We start from the raw sequence: 23165 nt of genomic DNA on the forward strand, positions 1-23165 counted from the left end.
GCTTCATCTCCTAATTCTTTTATGCGCGTGTAAGACGATTATCGCAACGCGCGATTAACAGCCGCTTCACTTCGTTAGTTAGATGCTCTGCCGTCAAACCGACCTCTTCACGCTGCTGTTGAATGCTGCCATGCTCTATAAAAGCATCAGGTACACCAATTGGCACAATCGTTTGATCAAAGATGTGACGTTCCGCGTAGAACTCCAGTACGGCACTACCAAGTCCACCGCGTACAGTACCTTCCTCCATCACAAACATTGGCAGATGTTCTTTTGCCAAGTTTAACAGCATTTCTTCATCCATTGGCTTAATAAAACGAGCATTAATGATACGTAGATTCAAGCCCTCACGCTTCAATAATTCAGCAGCCTCTTCTGCTACTTGAATCATTGGACCAACCGCCATTACAACCGCAGAATCACCTTCACGAACCGTTTCCCATGTACCAAGTGGGATTGGTTTCATAACATCATCTACTGCAACGCCTGGCACATTGATACGCGGATAGCGGATCGCAATCGGACCATCATTATAATCAACGGCTGTCTTCATCATGTTACGAAGTTCATTTTCATCTTTAGGCATCATAAGAACGATGTTCGGTAAATGACGCAAATACGCAATATCATATACACCATGATGAGTTTCACCATCAGGCCCTACGAATCCAGCACGATCAATGGCGAATATAACATTCGCATCCTGACGGCAAATATCATGCAGCACTTGATCATATGCACGCTGCAAGAATGTAGAATATACCGCATAGACAGGCTTCATACCCTCCATAGCAAGCGCAGCACAGAATGTCGCTGCATGCTGCTCCGCAATTCCTACATCGACCATTCTCCCAGGGAAGCGATCAGCAAACTTCAGTAGCCCAGAGCCGCCAGGCATCGCAGGTGTTACAGCAACGATACGCTCATCCTGTTCTGCAAGCTCAATAAGCGCATTACCGAAAACTTCAGTATACATGGGGTTGCCTACAGACTTAACGACTTGACCAGACTCCATCTTGTATGGTGTAATACCATGCCATTTATGTGAATCCGCCTCAGCTGGGGAGTATCCTTTACCTTTGCGCGTAATCACATGAACAAGCACGGGTCCATCAATCTTATTGGCTTGTTCAAACACTTCCATCAGCTTAGGAATATCGTGGCCATCTACAGGTCCCAAATAAGTAAAGCCAAGCTCTTCAAACAATACACCTGACACTACTAAATATTTCAAACCATCTTTAACGCGCTCAGCAGTCTTTGCTAGCTTACCGCCAATCGCAGGAATTTTCTTAAGTAAGTATTCAACTTCGTCCTTTAGCTTCGCATAAGTGCGATCTGAACGAATTTTGCCCAAATATTGATGCATAGCGCCTACATTAGGTGCAATCGACATTTCATTGTCATTTAGCACCACAATCATTTTCGTCTTCTCATGACCAATATGATTCAAGGCTTCAAACGACATGCCTCCTGTTAACGCTCCATCACCAATAACAGCAAGTACTTGATTGTCTTCCTTCTTGTAGTCACGCGCTTTCGCCATGCCTGCAGCAGCAGACAATGACGTACTGCTATGTCCTGCTTCCCATACGTCATGCTCACTTTCAGCACGTTTTACAAAACCGCAAAGACCTTTATGTTTTCTCAACGTATCGAATCGGTCTTTACGATTTGTTAATATTTTATGGACATAAGCTTGATGTCCGACGTCAAAAATAAATTTGTCTTTCGGACTGTTATATAAGTAATGCATCACGATCGTAAGCTCAACGACGCCTAAGTTGGGAGCTAAATGACCGCCAGTTACTGATAGCTTCTCGATCAGAAATTGACGAATATCTGCTGCCAGCTGTGGCAACTGTTCGACCTTTAATTGTTTCAGATCACTCGGTTGGTTGATTTGTTCGAGCAGCACGGGATTTCCCTCGCTTTCGTTGATTAGAACCATAGTACATGACACTGTTGCTCATTATTAGCATGTATCTATTTATAACTAATAATAACCTGTACTCAGCTCATCTATCAAAAAACATTCCGCATCAGACGAGCAGCTTACGCCATGCTGATTGCTCAGTTGCTAATTCCCTAGCTCAACGCTGCAATCATGGATGTAGGAACTCAGCATATCGTTCGGCGAAATACCAACGCTCAATGGTACGGAATGTTTACTATTAGACCATAATTGTCATGACCATCCCTTAACTTCTAGAACGGCATTCACACATTTATACATGATTATAACATAGAGTATTACGAATCATGAACTTAATGGTTTCGTTTCATTAGGTAATCAGCTAGCTGCAATAATCGTTCAGGATAAGGAATCGATCCGGCTGTGAGCGCTTCCTTTGCTTCGAAAGTCAACCGCTCAATTTCCTTCTTAGAAGCATCCATCCCCATGAAATAGGGAAAAGTCACCTTACCGCTCTTCTCATCGCTACCTTTCGGCTTACCCGTAACAGCTTGCTCACCCTCCACATCAAGCACATCATCTTGAATTTGGAAAGCCAAACCGATTTGTCTGCCAAATGTTGTTAAGGCATCGATTTGTTCCTCGCTTGCTCCAGAAATATACCCACCAGCACGTAATGAGGCTACAATGAGATCTCCCGTTTTATGTTCATGGATATATTGGAGCTGCTCCAGACTCGTTTCACCTTGCTCACCAAGCATATCTGCTGCTTGTCCACCTACCATACCCGGGAGACCAGCATACTGTGCCAATTCTTCAACTACTGTAAGCACGGCTTCAGCTGGCACTCCATGCTTTCTTGAAGATTGAACAACCGTATAGAAAGCATGAGTCAGCAGCGCATCTCCTGCAAGAATCGCCATCGCTTCGCCATACAACTTATGATTCGTTGGTTTGCCACGTCTAAAATCATCGTTATCCATGGCTGGCAAATCATCATGTACAAGTGAATAGGTATGTATCATTTCAATTGCACATGCTGCTGGTAGAGCAGCTTCGGCTTGACCGCCCACACTTTCAGCTGCTGCAAGTACTAATATCGGTCTTAAACGTTTGCCTCCAGCCATTAATGAATACAGAAATGATTCATGAAGTGGTGCAGGGATATTCCAATTTGAAGGAACACATCCAGGAAGTGCTTGTTCGACTTCCTGAACGTTACGCTTCAAATACTGTTCAAAAGAGAGTTCACCGTTAGGATTACTCACTTCCTTCACCTGCTTCCGCTTGGAACGGCTGTTTGTCCCATTCCCCATGCTGCTCGGTTAACACCTCAATGCGGCGTTCCACTTGCTCTAGCTTGGAAGAGCAAGCTTTAGACAAATGCATGCCTTCTTGAAATAGATCAATCGCTTGTTCCAACGGTACGTCTCCGCTTTCCAATTGATTGACGATTTGCTCAAGTCGCTCCATAGCTGCTTCAAAACTTAATGCTTGATGCTGCTCTTCTATATTACTCATGAGCGTCCCTCCCTTTCATCGACCACACTTGGCAGTCCAACTGTCCGTCCGTTACATTCACTTTTACAATATCACCAAGCTGTACGTCTTCCATTTTCCGAATGAGGTTCTTCTCTTGCTCATCATAAACGAGACTATACCCTCGGGACATTACTTTGAGTGGGCTTAACGCATCCAACTGCCTAATTGTGCTGTGCAACTGCTGCGCATGTCGCTTCGACAAAACAGCCATCGCACTTCGCAAATTTTTGGATTGTACGCCCAGTTGGGAACGAGCAAATTTAGCTTGATGCCTTGGGCTTTGCTCACGTAAACGGCCTGTCCAACGTTGAAGCCTTTGGTTCGCTTTATCCAGCACGAGCTGGCCACGATGACGCAGCCGCTCCTGCTGAATAACTAACCGCTCCCGATGCTGTTCTATAGATTGCTTCGGCTTGCGCATAACAGGCGATTGCTGAATTCGCAGCAATCGTTCCTGCTGAACTTGAACCGTACGTATAGCAGCTTGCTCTAGCCGACGTGACATATGGTTCAGATGCTGTCGCAGATCATCCTGATGCATAACAGCTAACTCTGCAGCAGCAGTAGGTGTAGGTGCACGCATGTCCGCCACAAAATCAGCGATCGTAAAATCAGTCTCATGTCCAACTGCAGATATGATCGGAATAGATGAAGCAGCGATTGCTCGAGCCACAACTTCTTCGTTAAAAGCCCACAGCTCTTCGAGCGAACCCCCACCACGACCAACGATAAGTAGGTCAACTTCACCATAGCGGTTGAATGCCTCTATTGCTTGCGCGATGGAAGGTGCCGCTTGCTGCCCTTGTACTAGTACAGGATACAGCAAGATAGGAACACCAGGCTGCCTGCGCTGAATCGTTGTTATAATATCACGAACAGCAGCCCCTGTTGCTGACGTTACAACCCCAACTGCCCGAGGAAATCTCGGCAGTGGCTGCTTACGCTCGATATCAAACAACCCTTCTTCACTAAGCCTCTGCTTCAACTGCTCATACGCTAAATACAAGCTTCCGATACCATCAGGCTGCATTTGCTGAGCATAGAACTGATACTGCCCATCTCGCTCATACACCGTCACTTGCCCTCTCGCAATTACTCGTGTGCCTTCCTTAGGTCGGAACGCGAGCCTCTGGTTATACGAGGCGAACATAATGGCGCGGATTCGGCTATCCTTATCCTTCAGAGTGAAGTACATATGCCCGCTGGAATGATGAGTGAAATTGGATATTTCCCCACGAATCCATACATCCTGCAAGGTTGAATCTCCATCCAACTTCATCCGAATATACTTGTTCAAATCTTTAATGCTTAAAATGCGTTCTTCACTCACAGCGCTGACTGCACCTCCTCTCATCCATTACAACGCATGATTAGGCATGCCCTCATCACATATACATAATATATAAATAACGTTAATAGCTTAATCGTTCGTACTATTCAAGGTTATGGATGCTTTTCGCTGCCTTCAATGTATTATGCATCAACATTGTAATCGTTAGCGGTCCTACTCCACCAGGTACAGGTGTAATTAAGGAACTGACCTCTGATACATCATCGAAATGAACATCACCAGCTAGCTTGCCGTTATCCAGTCGATTAACACCAACATCGATAACAACTGCTCCCGGTTTGACGAAAGAACGATCTACAAAGTTTGCCTTTCCGATAGCAACAACAAGAATATCCGCTTGCTTCGTAAGTTCTTTCATGTTCGTAGTACGAGAGTGACACATCGTTACCGTTGCATGTTCACGTTGCAGCAACAATGAAACTGGTTTGCCCACAATATTACTTCTTCCGATAACGACAACGTGTTTACCTGCAATTTCTACATCATAACGCTTAAGCAGCTCTATAACGCCAGCTGGCGTACAAGGAAGGAGAGAATCATCGCCAATAATCATGTTACCCACGCTAATTGGATGGAATCCATCAACGTCTTTTTCTACGGCAATGGCATCAATGATAGCCTTCTCTTCAATATGCTTCGGAAGCGGCAATTGAACGAGTATGCCATGAATATTGGATTGAGCATTCAACTTACCAACAAGCTCAAGCAAGTGCTCTTGTGTTGTATCTTCAGGCAAACGATGCACTTCGGAGTAATAACCAAGTTCTAGACAGGTCTTATGTTTGCTGTTGACGTAGACTTGTGATGCTGGATCTTCACCAACAATTACAACCGCTAGTCCAGGCTGAATACCTGCGGCTTGCAATTTCTGAACTTCCTGCTTCATTTCTTCACGCATAGCTTGCGCTACTACCTTACCGTTCATCAAAGATGCTGTCATTACTCTCTCCCCCAACCTTATTTATCATATAAAATGTATATAGAGCTATACGTAGATATAGCAATATAAGCAATACAGTAATACATAAAAAAAACGAATATGCCTATCGCAATTTGTCCAAAATTACGGTAGGCAACACTTGTGTCGTTATTTCTGTTCTGAATTTTGCGCGTCTGTACCTTCGCGCTGGCGCAGCATTTGGCCAAGTACACCATTTACGAATTTACCTGATTCGTCAGTACCGAAGTATTTTGCCAAGAGAACAGCTTCATTGACAGCAACTTTAGGTGGTACATCTTCTCTATGCAACAGTTCATAGCATGCAAAACGAAGTACTTGACGATCTACACGAGATAGACGATCAACTTGCCAACCCTTCAAATAGCGCGCTAGCTCTTTATCAAGCTCTTCACGTTGTTCCCACGTGCGTGTAACCCAACCCAATACTTCATTTTTCAACTTGCCGACATGCTTGGTCTCAACACCCATTTCGTTATCTTCGGTTTGAGCTTCGTCAATAACCATCTCTACAGCTTCTTTTGCTGTAACGCCGGTCATTTCCAATTGATATAAACTTTGAATAGCCAATTCTCTGGCAATACGTCTTTTCATGATAGTTCCTCCTGCATATGTTGCTTGCAATTGTATTGGGCTTGAGATCGAGATTAAAGTATTATGGCACACGCCACAAAAAATCCTATGCGCGCTCCGATCGTCCCATCGGGTTGACCGACAGTTCCGCAGTCGTTCGGAGCGTCCATAGGACTACTTCAACCATCTCCAACGGTCAGACAGCCATACGGCAATACGCTGCCAAGGTATTATCGGACCTACATTCAAATCTTTATTTTTACCTAGGTTGTAACAAGTAAATACGAGCAGTGCAACAAACAGCATATCCCAAAATCCTGATAGCAAGTAGACTATTCCAAGCCCAATTCCCGCCACAATACCAATGATGCGTCCACTGTGACTCTCCCATAACTGTTCCCACATTGGAAAGCTCACCACCTATTCAACGCGTGCTTTGAAAGTCTGGGTTTGAACGATATTTGCCACGTAAACAGATACGAGTGATACAGGAATACCTGTAATGGTTTGAACATACTCTTTCACATTACGCTGAACCTCGGCTGTCATTTCTGGAATCGAAGTTTCTCCATCTACAACAGCACGTATCGTAATATCCAATCCAGAGTCAATCGCACGAATACGAGCTTTCAAGTCCTTTGTGCCACGTACGCGAGCAGCAGCCTTCAAGGATACATTTTCAATTGTTTCAAGTGAAATTTTGATATCACCAAATTCAGTACGCTGGTCGATAGAAGTCATCGCCGTACTATCACGCTTAATGGACAAAACAAACATCCGCAAGCTAATAAGGAACACAACTGCTGCAACGATTATAATGGCCATTCGCAGCCAAGTTGGTTCAGACAAGTTGATATACACTTCGGATGTATCCGTCAGGAGCCCACTAGCACCAACGATTGCAGCTGCTGACAACGTACCGATCGTCAAACTGTACACAAACAATAGCAATCTGTCTACTATACGTCCCATGTTGTCCTGCCTCCTTGTTGAATTGCAGGTAAACCCCCTGCCATCAGGAGGGGGTTCTCTCATGCAGCATTATTTAACGCGTGACTGAGCTTCAATCTCTTCTTGCTTCTCTTGAGATTTGAAGTGTACATCATGTACATGCACGTTTACTTCAACAACATGAAGACCTGTCATCATTTCAATAGATCTCTTTACATTGGCTTGAATGCTGGAAGAAACTTCAGGGATGCGGTGACCATACTCTACGATAATGGAAACATCCACTGCTGCTTCACGTTGGCCAACCTCAACCTTAACACCTTTAGAAAGGTTTTTACGGCCTAGAAGCTCCGCAATACCTCCTGCGAATCCGCCGCTCATGCCTGCTACACCTTCTATTTCAATGGTCGCAAGACCTGCGATAACTTCAATAACTTCAGGTGCAATTTGAATATTCCCCAAATCTGTACGTTCAAACTCAGAAACTGCTTGACTCATCAATCACCACTCCTCACATTTTCATCCCACAAGGTTAATCGTTACCCTGTCCGCTTATTACTCATAACTATATCATTTGTCCATTTTTATGACAAACAATCGATGAAATAAACGATTATACCTCATTCTCTTCTAAGAACTTAATGTCAAAATCACCACGTAAAAACGTTGGATGCTGCAAGAGACGACTATGAAACGGAATCGTAGTGTGAATACCTTCAATGGAAAATTCCGATAATGCACGCTTCATTCGCTCGATTGCTTCTTCTCTTGTTGGTCCCCATACGATCAGCTTCGCAATCATCGAATCATAATGCGGTGATATTACATATCCCGGATAAGCAGCGCTGTCAACACGGACACCGAAGCCACCAGGTGGCAAATAGAAATTAATCTTGCCTGCAGAAGGCATAAAGTTGCGCGATGGATCTTCTGCATTAATACGACATTCAATCGCCCAGCCGTTAATACGGACATCTTCTTGTTTCACGGAAAGATGCTCACCTTGAGCAACCATAATCATTTCCTTGATGATATCAAGTCCAGTAATCATTTCGGTTACAGGGTGTTCCACTTGAATACGTGTATTCATTTCCATGAAATAAAATTGTCCATCAGGTGCAAGCAAGAACTCAAGTGTTCCTGCTCCCGAGTAGTTTACTGCTTGAGCTGCACGTACTGCAGCAGCCCCCATACGCTCACGAATTTCTGGCGTCAAGATTGGACAAGGCGCCTCTTCAACAAGCTTTTGACGACGTCGCTGCACCGAACAATCACGCTCACCTAAGTGAACAACGTTCCCATGCTTGTCAGCAATAATTTGAATCTCAACGTGCTTCATGCCTGTTAGGAACTTTTCTAAATAGACGCCTGCATTACCGAAAGCTTTCTCTGCTTCCTGCTGAGCAGTCGTGATTTGCTTAACTAGTGAATCCTCATCATCAGCAATACGAATACCTTTACCTCCGCCACCAGCTGTAGCTTTAATAATAACTGGATAGCCGATATCTCGGGCAATCATAATCGCATCGTCCATATTTTCAACTAAGCCATCTGAACCTGGAATAACTGGAACATTGGCATCTTTCATTGTCTGCTTAGCAACGGCCTTATCCCCCATGCGTTCAATCGCATTTGGAGAAGGGCCAATAAACGTAATCCCGCAAGAATCACAAATCTCAGCAAAGTCTGCGTTCTCGGCTAAAAATCCATACCCCGGATGAACAGCATCGCATTCAGTCAGCGTTGCAACACTCATCAAATTGGTAAAGTTCAAATAACTATCCTTTGACGCAGTAGGGCCAATACAATATGCCTCGTCCGCCAAACGAACGTGTAATGAATCTCGATCGGCTTCAGAATATACCGCTACGCTGGCAATTCCGAGCTCTCGGCACGCGCGAATAATCCGTACGGCTATTTCTCCGCGATTCGCGACGAGCACTTTGTGAAATGTCATCGTTCAACCTCCTTGACTTGGCTGCCATTAGGGCATTATAAGCTAACGTTATTCCGCTTTAACCAAGAATAGCGGCTGTCCGAATTCGACTAATTGACCATTCTCCACGAGAACTTCTACAATTTGTCCCTTCACTTCCGCTTCCAGCTCATTCATCAGCTTCATCGCTTCTAGAATGCACACGACTGTCTTTTCGCTCACTTTGGAACCTACAGAAACGAATGCATCAGCATCAGGTGATGGAGAAGAATAGAACGTACCTACCATCGGCGACACAATCTTATGAAGGCCTGCTGTGTTATCAACAACAGTTGGTGCTGCTTCTTGCTTGGCAGGAACAGCTTGTTCTACCGCAGCTACTGGCGCCTGCACAGGTGCAGGCGTATATGTATGGGCTGCAGGAGCTGATTGAATCGTAACTACCTCAGATTTGCCAGGCTTACGAATCGCGATGCGACAGCCTTCATTTTCAATTTCTAGCTCGTGAACAGAAGTCTGATCCACAAGTTTAATGAGTTCTTTAATCTCGCTTATTTTGAACAATTCATTCACTCCTCGTGACTGTTGTATCATTAAGGGATTACCACTAATAGATGGACAATCAATATGGACGTATGTATTATAACACAATCGAACCAAATAGAAAGAGCCCAGTTTCGGGAACTGGGCTGACCATTGTTTTCTAATTGATGATTACGGACATTATTCAGTAACGTATTGTACACTTACTTTGTCTTGTGTCACTTGAAGCTCATTAATTATTTTGTCAATAATATCAACCGCTTGTCTAGCTTCCATCTTCTCAGCTTGTACGATGACTTTGACGTTATTGTTTTCCTCGCTTATGACCACATTAGGATAATCTTTTTGCAGCTCTGCCTCCAAAGCGGAAATTTTTTGCTCCTTGTCGTCCAAACGACTCATATCATCATACAACTTTGTCATCTCTTCTGAGCTTACCTTAGAGCCATTTAATTTTGTTAAAATGTTTTCAAGCTGCTGCTGATACTGCTCCGAACGTTCCATTGCCTTTTGTTCAATGGTACTGCGGGACATAACTCCTTGCGCAGCAACCTGATCCAATATGGCCTTCTCACCATCTGTGAGCGTTTGCTTGCTATCTTTAGCTGCTGATTCGTTCGAAGGTGTTTGTTTGTCTGACTTCGTCGTTGGAGCATCGACTGGTTCCTTTGTTTCAGGAGATGTGGTTGCACCATCCACTTTTCCTTCTGCATTCGGTTGCACTTCTGCTTCTGTACCACCCACTTGAGTTACTTCAACCTTTGGCAATTGTTCAAGCGCAGCCCCAGCTTCTCCGGCTACTTGATTAATAGTGGCTACGCCTGCTGCTGGATCAGGCTTGGCAGGCTCTTCGGTAAATAAATAATACGCGGACAGGACGACCATAAGGCTCAACATAGATACTAACCAAATTGTTTGTCGTTTGGTATTCATTAAGGTAAACCCTCCTTATAATTGACATCTCGGCTCTCCGTGTTCTCGTTTTACTCCGATATTTTGCGTGGCACTACCGATATCCGGTAGGAAGGCACATTCAATCCTTTTTCCACTGCATCTACGATCATCTGATTAACAACGGCATTCTCTGCACCTTTTGCAACGACGATGACGCCTCGAACTTTAGGTTTTACTCGTTTCGTCACGATAGGCGACTGATGTTCTGAGGTTTCAGTCATCACAATTTCACCATCACGAGAAGTTTGTGTAATATGACGTTTGCCTCCATTCGCATCCGTCTCTTCCGTAACTTGTTGACTATCTTTCATATTGCGCTGAATAACTAGCTCTTCGGTCGAATCAACAGTAACCATCACCTGCACCTGATCAACTCCGACAATCTCTTCAAGGACCGACTTCATACGAGTTTCAAAGGATTGCTCAATCGTTGCAAATGGATTATTAGGATCAGGCGTTGCAACAGAAGCACGACTGTCATTTAGCTCCTGTTCACTCATTACACCTGTCACAGCAGGAGGTTCTCTGCCTGAACTGCCCATCAGCCAATTGCCATTCCCAGGTCCACTTGAGAACGAGCTAACCAAGATGAGCGCCGCACCGACGAGACCTAATAGGAGCAGCCAACGAAATGCTTTCACTCGTTTCGGTCCGTTAGATCCGCTTCCAAGGATAGATTCAATTTTTTGCAGCCATTTCGCCATGAGCGCTACCCACCTTAAACTGATAATTGTCGTGCTCCATCTTGTCCTTATTTCACCTATACGCAGCTTGTCTAAAAATATGACTAACAATTACGACTTCTTAGCACATTAACACGTATTATTTTTATATTTTTTTCCACTCGATGTGGATTTCTTCTGGTTTAACAAGCCAATGCGAAGTAAGCATATCAGTAATTTTCTTCTCCCACATCTTCACCACGTGCTGTTCTACAGAAGTGCGTTGACCACTTGGAGCAGATGATGCGCGTTCATCGATAGATTCAGTTCGCACGTCTACGGCTCTAACCTGTTGGACAGACATGACTCCTTCTGTTTGCTCATTATGTTGTGGAGAAGGGGAACCTGCAAGCCTGCTATATGTCATAGAAACCGTTATCGATTGTATCGTAGGTTCCGGCTCATTAGCTGACACCCCTAACTTCACATTGACTTGCTCCGTTTGTACTCCATAATCGGTAGAGGGCATCACTTTCGAGGCTGTTTCAGCTGTTTCAGCTGTTTCAGCAGCTTGCAACGTTTCCGTTTCTTCCAGCCGTTCGGCATTCGATCCCACTGCTAATTCATTTAACTGCTTCGTCATCTGAGACTCTAGCTGAGATTCGGCAAGTTCACTCACCTTCATTTGTCGCTGGTGCTGCAGCCGTGCAGCATCTCGCTGAATACTAGTCAAAGAAGCAAATGCACTTGTTGTCGGATTGGACTGCTCCCATTCAACCGCCACTTGCTCCGCTAGATCGTTATCAAACAGCTTCATAATCGGTGATAGCAAAGCCAGTAAAATGATCAGGCTGAGCATGAGCTTTACATATCGCTGCATTTTTGCGCTTGGCAGCAGCAAATCGACAAAAGCAGCCAGCAAAATAAGCATAATGATCTCTTTCAACCATTCACTGAGCCAGCTCATACTCACCCCTCCTCCATGGACTTGCTGTCATCGCATCATCACCGTTACATTACCTGCAGTCAGCAATATCGTAATGGCTAAAAAGAACATAAGTCCCACTGCTGCAAGTGCAGCAAAGACATAAATCATGCTCTTTCCAACCGTTTGCAAGCAGCCGACAACTGGACTATTTCCAAGTGGCTGCATAATAGCAGCTGATACGTTATAAATGAGCGCCAACGTTAAAATTTTCAATGCAGGAAATGCACATAGGAACAACAATATAATGACCCCAGTAAGGCCCACCGCATTTTTCACGAGCAAAGACGCTGTAATTACGGTATCTGTCGCATCTGAGAACACTCTGCCCACAACAGGCACAAAATTTCCTGTAATGTATTTGGCTGTACGAATGGCCACACCGTCTGTTACCGAACTGGTCACTCCTTGCACGGAAATAACACCGAGAAATACAGTGAGTAAAATACCAAGCAATCCCACACTAATGTTTCTAAGAAGGTTGGCGAGTTGTGTCACTTTATACTTGTCCGTGAGAGAGCTAACAATATGCAGTACTGCGGAGAAAAATAGCATCGGGAAGACTACTGTGTAAATAATCGTACCTACCAAATGAATCATAAACACGATAAGCGGATGCAGTACGGATACCGTTATAACATTCCCTAGAGATGCAAGTAGTGTAAATAACACTGGCACCATAGCCATCATGAAGTGAATCATGCCTGATATTGCATCTTTCGCATAGCTGATGGCCACATTAAAGCTGTTAATGGCCAAAATGATGATGACCATGTAGGAAATGGAATAGGCAATTTTACTGACTGTATTTCGCTCGAAAGCCGTTTGCAGCGTTTCAAGCACCATACTAAACACGGCAAGAATAACGATGGTGACGATTAATTTCCCATTCGTAATCACTTCTTGCATGAGAAACTTGCCGAGCGCCTTAAATGTATTGCTTAACGTCAACTTTTCCCCGCCCGGGAGCAGAAGATCGGCAAAGTTTGGTAGTGAGTCTCGGGGGAAGAAACCGCCGTATTTGGTCAACAATTCTTGCCAATATCCTTCAACTTCACTTGTCGGCAGCTGTTTCGTCTGCTCTTTAATCCAGCTATCTGTCGGGGCGGCTGCCGGCTCAGTAGTTGAGCTTGTCCCATCAACAGCTGCTGCTTGTACCGTTGTAGAACGTGCTGCCTCCTTTGGTGTAGCGTCCGAAGAGGCATAAGCGCCAGACACACAAGCGAGCAGTGATAGGATGACCACAAATACAAATAAAGAAATGCGATGGTTATAACTCGTCGTGCGGTCGTACAGCTCTTTCACAGCCTCTCCCTCCATCAAGCTGGCAGCAGCTTCATAACGGTTTCAATGATGACGCTAATAATGGGAATGGCCATAACAATAATCAATACTTTGCCTGCCAGCTCTATCTTTGTTGCGATCCCGTCTTGACCAGCATCCCTTACCACCTGTGCACCAAACTCAGCAATATATGCAATGCCGATTATTTTCAAAATCGTTTTCACGTAAACAGGCTCGATGCCTGAACGCTCTGCCAAAGAATCCAGCACTTCAATAACAGTCTCAATTTTGCCGATCAAGAACAAAAAGATGACAATGCCAGCGAAAGCCGATATGAGAAAGGCAAACATCGGCTTCTGTTCTTTAACGACTAGTACGAGTATGGCCGCAATAAGGCCAAGGCCGACAATTTGCACAATCTCCATCAACATCACCTACTGAAATAAAAAAATAGTTTTGATTTCTTGGAACAAATGATCCAGCAATCGAACGACCATAAATAGAACGACAACAAATCCGATAACTGTGACCCAATGTGCCATATCCTCCTTGCCCATCTGCTTCAGGACCGTATGGATCATAGCAATGATGATGCCGATTCCGGCGATCTGAAATATCGCGCTCACATCCACATTCATAATCAGGCACCTCAATACATTAAAATGACAGCTAAAATACCACTTAACACTCCGATACTGCGGTACATCCTTACATACCGCCCCGCTTCATCGCTTGCATTGGCTTCTTCTTGCTCTAATCGCTTCATGGCATGACGAATATGATTGCGCTGATCTTCTCGGTCACTAATGCCCAAGCTCATTCCTAGATCATACAAAATACGTACATCTTGTGACTTCAAGGCACTATGCGGCGCTTCTGATTGAAGGGCTGCATGCCAAGCCGCCTTAGCCGTCTGAATATGGCCATCTCTTGCCCGCATTCCTGCCGATGCTTGTGCGAACAGTTTGTTCAGAGGAGGTGGCACCTGCGCACTCAGTTGTTCACAAGCTTCATCAAGTGGGGTATGTCCATACATGACAGATGTCTCTAACCGTTGAAGCGCAATAATCAACTGCCTAAGCTGGCGAGGGCGGGCCGCATAGTGAGACGCTTGTATCCAACCTATTGCACCCGCTGCAGCAATGACAATAGCAGCTCCAAGCAACTTAATAATGAGCTTCCCCCTCCCTTCCAATACGGTTGGATGTAGCTGTTTGAAGAGCTCGCTGCTTCTCGTCATATACACGATGAGTCCATTGCTTTCTGACTCGTTTTAGCACAACGATACGAGAAAAAACGCCACTTTCAACAAGTGGCCCTATGCCAGGCCTGCGTGCGATTTCCTTCACATCTGCACCATGTGCCGATGCAACGACACGAACACCAGCATGTATCGCTTCATTCATCGCAGATACATCTTCTTCACGGCCAAACTCATCAACGACTAGCACATCTGGCGACATCGAGCGAATGAGCATCATCATTCCTTCCGCTTTCGGACAACCATCCAATACATCCGTTCTAGCTCCTACATCGAAACATGGGACACCGCGTACACAACCTGCAATTTCCGAGCGCTCATCCACAACACCTACCTTTAAACCCCTCCAATTCACATCTGGGTGGTTCCAACGTCCGTCGGATATCGATCTAGCCAAATCACGAAGCATCGTTGTCTTGCCATGCTGAGGCGGAGAAACGATAAGCGTGTGGTGAATAGATTTCTGACTAAAGTCTAGTAAAAGTGGCATTAAACTACCCGATATACCTTGCTTTTCACGAGCGATTCGAATATTAAACCCCGCAATATCACGCAGATGACTAACCTTGCCATTGGTTAATACTGTTCTTCCAGCTAGTCCTATCCGATGTCCCCCTGCAATCGTGACATAGCCGCGTCTAAGCTGCTCCTCCATCGTATATAGCGAATGATTGGTCAATACATCCAACAATTGGTGGCCGTCTTCGCGAACAGGAATATACGCCTCATGAATCTGACTTGTCAGTATGCCTTCTGCCGTTACAAAATAATACTCACCCATGAAGCCAATTTCCAACGGACGACCCTCTCGAATCCTTACTTCTTCCAGTTCATTCAGTACTTGACCGGGAATGTTGGTGAGAATGGAACGAAGAGCAGGCGGCAAGACATGAATCCATCCTGACGCAATTGTTACTGCCATGTGGTCCTCCCTTCTTGAAATAGGCGAATTTGCATAAGTCGATCATGTATTTCGATCTGTTCTGCAGGCTTGGCCGCTTACTCCCATATGTATGATTGTAGTTGCTAAATATGACTTGTCTCATCCACTTACACCTAGAAGGAATTTATTGTGACCCACGAAAAAAATTACTTGTCCTCCATGATCACTGGTCATCTATCCCGGCATATAGGCACCTGTCATTGGAACAACGCATATATTGAACATGTATTCGGAGGCAGTAGATGCACGGGTGTTATATATCATCAAGAGTGGAGCAGCAACTCACTCCTAACAACAGTCATGGATATTTATTTATGTCATATGATTTCAGAAACAGGCTTCGAGATTGTCTAGCGCTGGAGGTACTGACGCAAGTTCATATTTCATCTAGAAAAATAGAGTGGGGAGAGCATGTTACATGCAAGTTATATGTATAAAATTAATGAAAAACAGGCGTACCCGGATCGCCAACATCGTTGATATATGTTCCTACAGCTGAATACGTACAAGCACCTTCACCCATGCAGCAAGGAAAGGAGGAAGCGTATGCAGTTACAAGTTGATGTCATTGCTAGTATCGGTGAAGCGCGAGCAGTGGACTTGAATCAACACACGGTTATTGTAATTGACGTGCTACGAGCGACTAGTACGATCATTACAGCATTAGCTAATGGCGCCGCGTCGGTCTTACCTGTAGAAACGGTTGGTCAAGCGAGGCAGCAGTACGCAGAAGGCGATGTACTGGGAGGAGAGCGATTTTGCAAAAAAATAGCTGGTTTCGATCTAGGTAACTCTCCACACGAATATACGTCTAGCTTGTGCCTAAATAAACGCATCGTCCTTACTACGTCTAATGGGACACGTGCGATTCAAAAGGCAGTTCGCGCGGAACATGTTCTTGCAGGAGCATTTCTAAATGCATCCGCGTGCGCCCAGCTCGCACTAAGCTTACGAAGGAACGTTGCCTTACTCTGCACGGGAACTCAGGATGCATTTGCGTTTGAAGACGCCCTTTGCGCAGGGATGATATTACATGAAATGATAGCTGATCACCAGGCTGGAATGATCATTACGAACGATCTAGGTATGCTCGCCCTTAGTGCCTACAAACAGCATAAGGGACATATTCATGACGCAGTTCGACAAAGTTCCAGTGGCAAGCGCCTGCTTAAACTGGGATTTGGTGACGATGTTGAATACTGCTCTCTTACGAATCAAGTTCACCTCGTTCCGACTCTACATGAACATCTATTAATTCCACACCGTCAATCCTCTTAATCCGGATACGAACGATAGAAGCCGAATAGACACCAACAACCTCCGAGTCCACTTTATATAAAGGGCATCGGAGGTTGTTTAATTTACATTCCATTATTTATGTTAGGTTACGGATGAGTGCTCTATCTGGTGTTAGTGTAGATGGGAATACACTTGGACCTATTAACGACGATCTTGTGGACCACCCACAAATACATCTTCTACCGTATCCAAGCCATACGCTGTATGAAGAGCACCAACAACATCAGTTAGCTGATGATTAGAAATTACGCAAGAAACTTTAATTTCTGAAGTGCTTACCATTTTAATACTAATGCCTAGTTTAGAAATGACATCAAACATTTTTGCTGCTACACCAGGGTGACTGACCATACCAGCGCCAACGATAGAAATTTTAATAAGGCCAACCTCAGAGGATACATGATGATAAGGTACTTGCTGACGGAAGCTTTCGATGACTTGGAGTGCTCTCTCTCTATCATCTAGAGCAGTTGTGAAACTGAAATCAGCTGTTCCATCCTGCACACCGCTTTGTACGATAATATCAACATCGATACTAGCATCAGCCAATTTACCAAATACGGTAGCCAGTACTCCCGGCTCATCAGGTACTCCCATAATACTGATTTTTGCCACATTTTTATCATAAGCAATGCCGCTAACGACAACTCCCTGCTCCATAACCGCTTCCTCCTTCACCGTTGTACCTTCATTATGATTAAAGCTTGATCGAACAACTAGACATACCTTGTTATGCTTCGCATATTCGACAGCACGTGGATGCAGTACAGCAGCACCTAAGTGAGCGAGTTCAAGCATCTCATCATACGAAATTTCATTAAGTTTGCGAGCACAGCGTACAATCCGAGGGTCTGTAGAATAAATGCCATCTACATCGGTGTAAATTTCACAAACATCAGCCTCAATAGCTGCGGCCAAAGCTACAGCAGTTGTGTCGGATCCTCCGCGGCCTAATGTTGTAATCTCCCCCGTATCTGAAGCACCTTGGAAACCAGCCACGATAACAATTTGACCGTTATCAAGCGACTTTTTCACCCGTGCCGGATCAATATCCACGATACGTGCTTTACTATGGGTTTGATCCGTTAGGAATCCAGCCTGCCAGCCTGTATACGAAACAGCCTCATGCCCAAGTTGATGAACCGCCATAGACAACAGAGATACACTAATTTGTTCTCCTGTAGTTAATAACATGTCCATTTCTCGTGCAGGCGGCGAGCTGTTCAGCAGTTTAGCCTTATCAATCAAGTCATCCGTCGTATCGCCCATTGCAGATACAACGACCACACATTGGTGGCCATCTAGTTTCTTCTCAACAATTCGTTTGGCGACTCTCTGCATCCGCTCGACATCACCAACTGAACTTCCACCAAACTTCATGACGAACAAAGCCACACTGCTCACTCCCAATCCTCGGAATGTATCTTTTCATTTAATTGTGTATTATAGCACGTTTCCAGATGTAGTGGTGGAAATTATATGAATTAAACACATTAAAATTTGTACTAAAAAAGCTCTGCATACCTAAATAGGATGCAGAGCTTTCTCACTTATACATATGATGACGATTGATTATTACGCGCGGGAAATGTACTTACCTTCGCGTGTATCAATAAGCAATACATCTTCTTCATTGATGAAGAGTGGAACTTGAACGTTCAAGCCAGTCTCAAGCTTCGCGTTCTTCGTAGCACCAGTTGCCGTGTTACCTTTAATTCCTGGCTCTGTTTCAACTACTTTCAACTCAACGCTGTTCGGCATAGTGATTCCAAGAATCTCGCCTTGGTAGCTAGAAATATTAACTACCATGTTGTCTTTAAGGAAGTTCAATTCCCACTCCAATTGTTGTTGAGTCAAGTTGAACTGGTCATACGTTTCGTTATCCATGAACGTGTACTCGTCACCGCTGTTGTAAAGGTATTGAACTTGTTGATTATCGATTTGTGCACGGCCAATTGTTTCACCTGCACGGAATGTTCTTTCTACTGTGTTTCCGTTACGCAAGTTGCGAAGCTTGGAGCGCACAAATGCTGCACCTTTACCTGGTTTAACGTGTTGGAAATCAAGTACTGTGAAGATATCCCCTTCTACTAGTACAGTAAGTCCTGTCTTAAAATCGTTAACTGAAATCACGATATTCCCTCCTAAGGTCGTTCGAGCTCGTCCGAATTCGTTCTAAATGACGAGCAATTGTTTCGTTGAATGTGTTATTATTTCAATCCCGTTCTCCGTGATGACAATGTCATCTTCAATGCGAACACCGCCAAATCCAGGTATGTAAATACCAGGCTCAACAGTTACGGTCATTCCGGGAGTTAACACCGTATTATCACTCATAGCCAAGCGAGGGTACTCATGTACTTCCATCCCTAAGCCATGACCTAGACTATGGCCAAATTGCGGACCATATCCATGTTTGACAATGATGTCACGTGCAAGCGCATCTGCTTCTCGTCCTGTCATACCAGGACGAATGTACTCTAAAGCATGAAGCTGTGCCTCAAGCACAATGTTGTAAATTTCACGATGGCGATCTGTCGGTTCCCCTACTACAATGGTCCGAGTTATATCGGAACAATAACCTTTGTAGTAAGCACCAAAGTCCAGCTTGACGAATTCATTTGTGCCAATAATCCGATCGCTTGCTACGCCGTGAGGCAATGCTGAACGTTCGCCAGAAGCAACGATTGTATCAAAGGAGCTTGATGTCGCCCCATGCTTACGCATGAAGTACTCCATCTCCAATGCAACATCCATCTCCGAGATACCAGGTTTGATGAAAGTTAGGATATGACTAAATGTACGGTCTGCGAGATCAGCAGCTTCACGCATAATAGCCAACTCATTCTCATCCTTCACCATACGAAGCTGCTCAACCAATCCGCTAACAGGTACAAACTCAATTCCATCCAATGCTTCCGCATATTTAGCGTATACGCCGTAGCTCATATGATCCTGCTCAAATGCAATTCGGCTAATACCCGCTTCTTTTAGCAGCGATGCCAATGTATCCGTAACTTTTGGAGCATGCTCCAAAACTTCGAATCCGGTCGCTTGTTCAGGAGCTTGTGTCATATAACGGAAATCTGTCAGTAACACAGCACGATCTGCAGTAATGAATACATATCCCGCTGATCCCGTAAATCCTGTCATATACCGTCTATTATACTCACTTGCGATCCATATGCCTTCGAGCCCTCGTTGTTCCAACTCCTTACGAAGACGTTCCACGCGAGCATTGCTCATCTGAATCCTCTCCTGTCCGCTAATGTTCGTGCTGCTTATTCCTGCGATTGATTGCACACGACATGGTGCAAAGCCTGTAAGCCCAGCTCATAACTATAAGCACCCAAGCCGCATATTTGACCTGCCGCAATTGGAGCAATAACCGAAACATGACGAAACGCCTCGCGCTTATGTATGTTGGATAAATGAACTTCGATAACAGGGATTGCTACCGCACTTAGCGCATCACGGATGGCGTAGCTGTAATGCGTCCAAGCTCCAGGGTTAATTAATATCCCGTCACATTGCCCATAAGCAGCATGAATGCGATCGATTAATACCCCTTCATGGTTGGTCTGCATAAATTCCAGCTCTACTTGCAGTTGTGCCGCCAATTGCTGTAAGCGCTCCTCAATATCTTGAAGCGTTGTTGCACCGTAAACACCAGGTTCACGTATACCAAGCATATTTAAGTTCGGTCCGTTCAATACCAAGTAACGTGCCATTGTATCCCACCTGTCTTAATAAGCATTCGAGTTACCGAGCGCTATATAGAACATACTCATCAGACCAATACTCACGTATTTTATCATAGGAACAAGCACTTGAGAAGCATCATCGTAGCGTAACTAGCATTAACCGTTCACGAGGAGGCATTTGCCGCGGCTTGTGCAGTATCATCCGAAGCGCTTTCTTCTTCGTTTTCCGGCTCTCTCAATCGCTCATCATTGAATTCGGTTGCCGCGGTATAGCCTATGAACAAACCCCACAGTAAAAATATACATAATTCTGTCGTAATCGAATTATACGAAGTCTGTGTTACAGGTAGCACTAATCCTAGCGCCGGTCCTACGGCTACAAATAATAGTACCCACCAGAGAATACCATACAATATACCTGGCCAAGGGCCTGTTCGTTTCCTCATTGTAAATGTATACAGCAGACTGCATAGAATGGAGAACAATATAAATGCTCCCCAGCCTGCGAATCGCCCCTGTTGACTTTGCAAAAAGCTATTTAGCAAAAATGGCTCCAACAAAAAGCCCGGCACATTAACGGTAAAATGCAATTCATAAGAAAGAATTCGCATCCCTCCCCATATTAGCCCCGCATAAAATCCCAGTTGCAGCGCAAACCACCAAGGGTTGGTCTTAGGTTGATCATTCTGTTGATTCTGTTGATTTTGTTTGTTTCTTGATTGATGTTGTGTCACTTTACCTGCTCCTTATCCATCATGTGTAATTGCTCCCAACTTGAAACTTCTTAGTAGTATGCGCGGAAGCAAGACAGATTAACGAAGTTCACAACGGATTGGTTGGCTGAATAGGTTCTCTTCTGGAAAAAGAACGGCAAATCCTATACAATATATAAAAAGGATTCTACCAGCAGTTGAAATTTACATTTTATTACTAATATGGTGGGAAGGTGTGAAAGGATTGTCAGAACAACCGAAATCCATTTACGGCGGACAAGCGGTTATTGAGGGCGTTATGTTTGCAGGCAAGCATGTAAATGTAACAGCTGTTCGCCGAAAGAATAAGGAGCTTTCTTTCTATGAAGTTCCACGTGAGGATAAGAAATGGGTAACCGCATTAAAGAAAATCCCTTTTATTCGCGGCTTAGTAGGTATTATAGAAGCTAGTGCCCGCGGAGCTCAGCATTTAAATTTTGCAACTGAGAAGTATGCTGAGGATGAAGAAGGCCCACCAGACCCAGATCAAAAATCTAGCAAGCTTTGGGACATTGGAATGATTCTTAGCGTTGCCGTTGTTGGCATTTTGTCTTTTGTCTTCAGCAAAGTTATTTTTACGGCAGTTCCTGTTGTTATCGAAGAATTCCTCTTCGGCAAAGCATTCGATAATCGAGTGCTTCATACGATTATTGAAGGTATCATCAAACTATTTATGCTACTTATCTACTTGTGGTTTATATCGCAAACTAAGCTTATTAAACGTCTGTTCCAATATCACGGTGCAGAGCATAAAGTGATAAGTGCCTATGAAGCAGGCAAAGAGCTTACCGTCAGTAACGTACAACAGTTCACTCGCTTGCATTATCGTTGCGGCAGTAGCTTTATGATTTTGACCATTATTGTCGGTATCTTTATTTATAGCTTCGTGCCTTACGATTCCATGATTGATCGAATTGTTGGTCGTTTGCTGCTGCTTCCCGTTGTAATCGGTGTTTCGTATGAAATTTTGCGTTTCACAAATGCATTACGCGACGTTCCTGTACTCCGCTTTTTAGGATATCCAGGCTTGTGGCTGCAACTTCTTACAACGAAAGAACCTACTGATGATCAAGTTGAAGTATCTATTGCCTCATTTGAGCGCATGCTTGAATTAGATCGTACTATTGGTGAAGAAAGAAGTGCTCGTACAAGCGCTTAACTATGTAATGGAAAGGGGTTAGCGAGATGAATCGAGTGCCAAATTGGCTCATCTACGTCGTACTTGGGTGTGCAGCTCTAGGATTTGTAATCGGATTTTCATCCAATCCCATCGCTTATTCGATCCCGCTCGTATTAGCAGCGATCATTTTCATCTTTTATCGTTTAGGACCAAAGCGTACAAATTCACACCCACGTGTGAAAAAATCTGCTGCGACGGAAGCGAAGATGAAAGCGATGCGAAATGCGAAGCATACCAAGAACGTCAAAAACCCTAAGCCGATCAAGACTCGACGCTCTTCTGCTAGCTTAACCGTCATTGATGGAAACAAAGGAAAAGATTCCTCAAGTCGTTCCATTGAAAAATCCTCAACAGGTGAATCTCAATAAGAAC

General features: G+C 44.4%; 27 protein-coding genes. 3 read left to right on the top strand and 24 right to left on the bottom strand.

Translation table 11 applies throughout. From position 1 onward, the window contains the following. Positions 1-19: 19 nt before the first annotated feature. The 19 genes from dxs to spoIIIAA form a co-directional block, all read right to left on the bottom strand. Positions 20-1918, bottom strand: coding sequence for a 1-deoxy-D-xylulose-5-phosphate synthase (gene dxs, locus IFO66_RS05335; protein ID WP_192024114.1), 1899 nt, complete (start codon positions 1916-1918; stop codon positions 20-22). A gap of 350 nt (positions 1919-2268) precedes the next feature. Further along, complete coding sequence (locus IFO66_RS05340) at positions 2269-3231, bottom strand: polyprenyl synthetase family protein (RefSeq protein WP_192024115.1); 963 nt, start codon at positions 3229-3231, stop codon at positions 2269-2271. Further along, positions 3176-3436 carry an exodeoxyribonuclease VII small subunit gene (gene xseB, locus IFO66_RS05345; protein WP_192024116.1) on the bottom strand — a complete coding sequence of 87 codons (261 nt, stop codon included), beginning with the start codon at positions 3434-3436 and terminating at the stop codon, positions 3176-3178. The genes IFO66_RS05340 and xseB overlap by 56 nt, the downstream gene beginning before the upstream one ends. Further along, positions 3429-4811 (bottom strand): exodeoxyribonuclease VII large subunit, encoded by a 1383-nt coding sequence (gene xseA / locus IFO66_RS05350; RefSeq protein WP_192024117.1) that lies wholly within the window; start codon positions 4809-4811, stop codon positions 3429-3431. The genes xseB and xseA overlap by 8 nt, the downstream gene beginning before the upstream one ends. A gap of 79 nt (positions 4812-4890) precedes the next feature. Next, positions 4891-5748: a bifunctional methylenetetrahydrofolate dehydrogenase/methenyltetrahydrofolate cyclohydrolase FolD gene (folD, locus tag IFO66_RS05355; RefSeq protein WP_192024118.1), complete on the bottom strand. Its 858-nt coding sequence runs from the start codon at positions 5746-5748 to the stop codon at positions 4891-4893. A 147-nt stretch (positions 5749-5895) separates the two neighbouring features. Further along, positions 5896-6360, bottom strand: coding sequence for a transcription antitermination factor NusB (gene nusB, locus IFO66_RS05360; protein WP_192024119.1), 465 nt, complete (start codon positions 6358-6360; stop codon positions 5896-5898). Between the two features lie 153 nt (positions 6361-6513). Beyond that, a complete protein-coding gene (locus tag IFO66_RS05365) occupies positions 6514-6744 on the bottom strand; it encodes a DUF2273 domain-containing protein (protein ID WP_192024120.1) in 231 nt (76 codons plus the stop codon). A gap of 15 nt (positions 6745-6759) precedes the next feature. After that, the gene (gene amaP / locus IFO66_RS05370) at positions 6760-7311 is read right to left on the bottom strand and encodes an alkaline shock response membrane anchor protein AmaP (RefSeq protein ID WP_192024121.1); all 552 of its coding nucleotides are present in this window, start codon (positions 7309-7311) and stop codon (positions 6760-6762) included. 69 nt (positions 7312-7380) lie between these two features. Further along, positions 7381-7788: an Asp23/Gls24 family envelope stress response protein gene (locus IFO66_RS05375; RefSeq protein ID WP_028596099.1), complete on the bottom strand. Its 408-nt coding sequence runs from the start codon at positions 7786-7788 to the stop codon at positions 7381-7383. A gap of 115 nt (positions 7789-7903) precedes the next feature. Beyond that, positions 7904-9247 carry an acetyl-CoA carboxylase biotin carboxylase subunit gene (gene accC, locus IFO66_RS05380; RefSeq protein WP_192024122.1) on the bottom strand — a complete coding sequence of 448 codons (1344 nt, stop codon included), beginning with the start codon at positions 9245-9247 and terminating at the stop codon, positions 7904-7906. Positions 9248-9295: 48 nt separating this feature from the next. Then, complete coding sequence (accB, locus tag IFO66_RS05385) at positions 9296-9790, bottom strand: acetyl-CoA carboxylase biotin carboxyl carrier protein (RefSeq protein WP_192024123.1); 495 nt, start codon at positions 9788-9790, stop codon at positions 9296-9298. A gap of 159 nt (positions 9791-9949) precedes the next feature. Continuing rightward, positions 9950-10702, bottom strand: a complete 753-nt coding sequence (locus tag IFO66_RS05390; protein WP_192024124.1) for a SpoIIIAH-like family protein — start codon at positions 10700-10702, stop codon at positions 9950-9952. Positions 10703-10752: 50 nt separating this feature from the next. Continuing rightward, a complete protein-coding gene (spoIIIAG, locus tag IFO66_RS05395) occupies positions 10753-11427 on the bottom strand; it encodes a stage III sporulation protein AG (RefSeq protein ID WP_192024125.1) in 675 nt (224 codons plus the stop codon). Positions 11428-11551: 124 nt separating this feature from the next. Further along, entirely contained in the window at positions 11552-12352 is an 801-nt protein-coding gene (gene spoIIIAF / locus IFO66_RS05400) for a stage III sporulation protein AF (RefSeq protein ID WP_192024126.1), read from the bottom strand. Positions 12353-12379: 27 nt separating this feature from the next. Continuing rightward, complete coding sequence (gene spoIIIAE, locus IFO66_RS05405) at positions 12380-13633, bottom strand: stage III sporulation protein AE (RefSeq protein WP_420488650.1); 1254 nt, start codon at positions 13631-13633, stop codon at positions 12380-12382. A gap of 56 nt (positions 13634-13689) precedes the next feature. Continuing rightward, positions 13690-14079 carry a stage III sporulation protein AD gene (gene spoIIIAD / locus IFO66_RS05410; RefSeq protein WP_028596105.1) on the bottom strand — a complete coding sequence of 130 codons (390 nt, stop codon included), beginning with the start codon at positions 14077-14079 and terminating at the stop codon, positions 13690-13692. A gap of 9 nt (positions 14080-14088) precedes the next feature. Beyond that, positions 14089-14292: a stage III sporulation protein AC gene (spoIIIAC, locus tag IFO66_RS05415; protein WP_005546700.1), complete on the bottom strand. Its 204-nt coding sequence runs from the start codon at positions 14290-14292 to the stop codon at positions 14089-14091. An 11-nt stretch (positions 14293-14303) separates the two neighbouring features. Beyond that, on the bottom strand, positions 14304-14894 hold the full coding sequence (gene spoIIIAB / locus IFO66_RS05420) for a stage III sporulation protein SpoIIIAB (protein ID WP_192024127.1): 591 nt from the start codon (positions 14892-14894) through the stop codon (positions 14304-14306). Continuing rightward, positions 14821-15837, bottom strand: a complete 1017-nt coding sequence (gene spoIIIAA, locus IFO66_RS05425) for a stage III sporulation protein AA (protein ID WP_192024128.1) — start codon at positions 15835-15837, stop codon at positions 14821-14823. The genes spoIIIAB and spoIIIAA overlap by 74 nt, the downstream gene beginning before the upstream one ends. A 567-nt stretch (positions 15838-16404) precedes the next feature. On the opposite strand from spoIIIAA, the gene IFO66_RS05430 reads away from it, so the two are divergent. Continuing rightward, positions 16405-17136: a 2-phosphosulfolactate phosphatase gene (locus IFO66_RS05430; protein WP_028596108.1), complete on the top strand. Its 732-nt coding sequence runs from the start codon at positions 16405-16407 to the stop codon at positions 17134-17136. 162 nt (positions 17137-17298) lie between these two features. Here the strand turns inward: IFO66_RS05430 and IFO66_RS05435 are convergent, their stop codons facing one another. The 5 genes from IFO66_RS05435 to IFO66_RS05455 all read right to left on the bottom strand — a co-directional run bounded on the left by IFO66_RS05435 (position 17299) and on the right by IFO66_RS05455 (position 21595). Next, the gene (locus IFO66_RS05435; protein WP_192024129.1) at positions 17299-18552 is read right to left on the bottom strand and encodes an aspartate kinase; all 1254 of its coding nucleotides are present in this window, start codon (positions 18550-18552) and stop codon (positions 17299-17301) included. Positions 18553-18732: 180 nt separating this feature from the next. Continuing rightward, entirely contained in the window at positions 18733-19290 is a 558-nt protein-coding gene (gene efp / locus IFO66_RS05440) for an elongation factor P (protein ID WP_144988579.1), read from the bottom strand. A 42-nt stretch (positions 19291-19332) separates the two neighbouring features. Continuing rightward, positions 19333-20403: a M24 family metallopeptidase gene (locus IFO66_RS05445; RefSeq protein WP_192024130.1), complete on the bottom strand. Its 1071-nt coding sequence runs from the start codon at positions 20401-20403 to the stop codon at positions 19333-19335. Between the two features lie 35 nt (positions 20404-20438). Further along, entirely contained in the window at positions 20439-20888 is a 450-nt protein-coding gene (aroQ, locus tag IFO66_RS05450; RefSeq protein WP_192024131.1) for a type II 3-dehydroquinate dehydratase, read from the bottom strand. 137 nt (positions 20889-21025) lie between these two features. Then, a complete protein-coding gene (locus IFO66_RS05455) occupies positions 21026-21595 on the bottom strand; it encodes a YqhR family membrane protein (RefSeq protein ID WP_192024132.1) in 570 nt (189 codons plus the stop codon). Between the two features lie 223 nt (positions 21596-21818). Between IFO66_RS05455 and IFO66_RS05460 the strand changes: the two genes are divergently transcribed. Beyond that, entirely contained in the window at positions 21819-22772 is a 954-nt protein-coding gene (locus tag IFO66_RS05460; protein WP_192024133.1) for a DUF1385 domain-containing protein, read from the top strand. A gap of 26 nt (positions 22773-22798) precedes the next feature. Further along, positions 22799-23161, top strand: a complete 363-nt coding sequence (locus IFO66_RS05465; protein WP_192024134.1) for a hypothetical protein — start codon at positions 22799-22801, stop codon at positions 23159-23161. Positions 23162-23165 lie beyond the last annotated feature (4 nt).

The organism is Paenibacillus arenosi, from assembly GCF_014841135.1.
Lineage (GTDB): Bacteria > Bacillota > Bacilli > Paenibacillales > Paenibacillaceae > Paenibacillus_B > Paenibacillus_B arenosi.

Coding starts and splice junctions, on each gene's coding strand:
- IFO66_RS05430 (WP_028596108.1), top strand. CDS start 16,405: ATGCAGTTACAAGTTGATGTCATTGCTAGTATCGGTGAAGCGCGAGCA.
- IFO66_RS05465 (WP_192024134.1), top strand. CDS start 22,799: ATGAATCGAGTGCCAAATTGGCTCATCTACGTCGTACTTGGGTGTGCA.
- IFO66_RS05340 (WP_192024115.1), bottom strand. CDS start 3,231: ATGGGGAATGGGACAAACAGCCGTTCCAAGCGGAAGCAGGTGAAGGAA.
- folD (WP_192024118.1), bottom strand. CDS start 5,748: ATGACAGCATCTTTGATGAACGGTAAGGTAGTAGCGCAAGCTATGCGT.
- IFO66_RS05375 (WP_028596099.1), bottom strand. CDS start 7,788: ATGAGTCAAGCAGTTTCTGAGTTTGAACGTACAGATTTGGGGAATATT.
- xseB (WP_192024116.1), bottom strand. CDS start 3,436: ATGAGTAATATAGAAGAGCAGCATCAAGCATTAAGTTTTGAAGCAGCT.
- aroQ (WP_192024131.1), bottom strand. CDS start 20,888: ATGGCACGTTACTTGGTATTGAACGGACCGAACTTAAATATGCTTGGT.
- amaP (WP_192024121.1), bottom strand. CDS start 7,311: ATGGGACGTATAGTAGACAGATTGCTATTGTTTGTGTACAGTTTGACG.
- spoIIIAG (WP_192024125.1), bottom strand. CDS start 11,427: ATGGCGAAATGGCTGCAAAAAATTGAATCTATCCTTGGAAGCGGATCT.
- nusB (WP_192024119.1), bottom strand. CDS start 6,360: ATGAAAAGACGTATTGCCAGAGAATTGGCTATTCAAAGTTTATATCAA.
- spoIIIAB (WP_192024127.1), bottom strand. CDS start 14,894: ATGACGAGAAGCAGCGAGCTCTTCAAACAGCTACATCCAACCGTATTG.
- IFO66_RS05365 (WP_192024120.1), bottom strand. CDS start 6,744: ATGTGGGAACAGTTATGGGAGAGTCACAGTGGACGCATCATTGGTATT.
- spoIIIAF (WP_192024126.1), bottom strand. CDS start 12,352: ATGAGCTGGCTCAGTGAATGGTTGAAAGAGATCATTATGCTTATTTTG.
- xseA (WP_192024117.1), bottom strand. CDS start 4,811: ATGAGAGGAGGTGCAGTCAGCGCTGTGAGTGAAGAACGCATTTTAAGC.
- spoIIIAC (WP_005546700.1), bottom strand. CDS start 14,292: ATGAATGTGGATGTGAGCGCGATATTTCAGATCGCCGGAATCGGCATC.
- spoIIIAD (WP_028596105.1), bottom strand. CDS start 14,079: ATGGAGATTGTGCAAATTGTCGGCCTTGGCCTTATTGCGGCCATACTC.
- spoIIIAA (WP_192024128.1), bottom strand. CDS start 15,837: ATGGCAGTAACAATTGCGTCAGGATGGATTCATGTCTTGCCGCCTGCT.
- IFO66_RS05390 (WP_192024124.1), bottom strand. CDS start 10,702: ATGAATACCAAACGACAAACAATTTGGTTAGTATCTATGTTGAGCCTT.
- IFO66_RS05445 (WP_192024130.1), bottom strand. CDS start 20,403: ATGAGCAATGCTCGCGTGGAACGTCTTCGTAAGGAGTTGGAACAACGA.
- accC (WP_192024122.1), bottom strand. CDS start 9,247: ATGACATTTCACAAAGTGCTCGTCGCGAATCGCGGAGAAATAGCCGTA.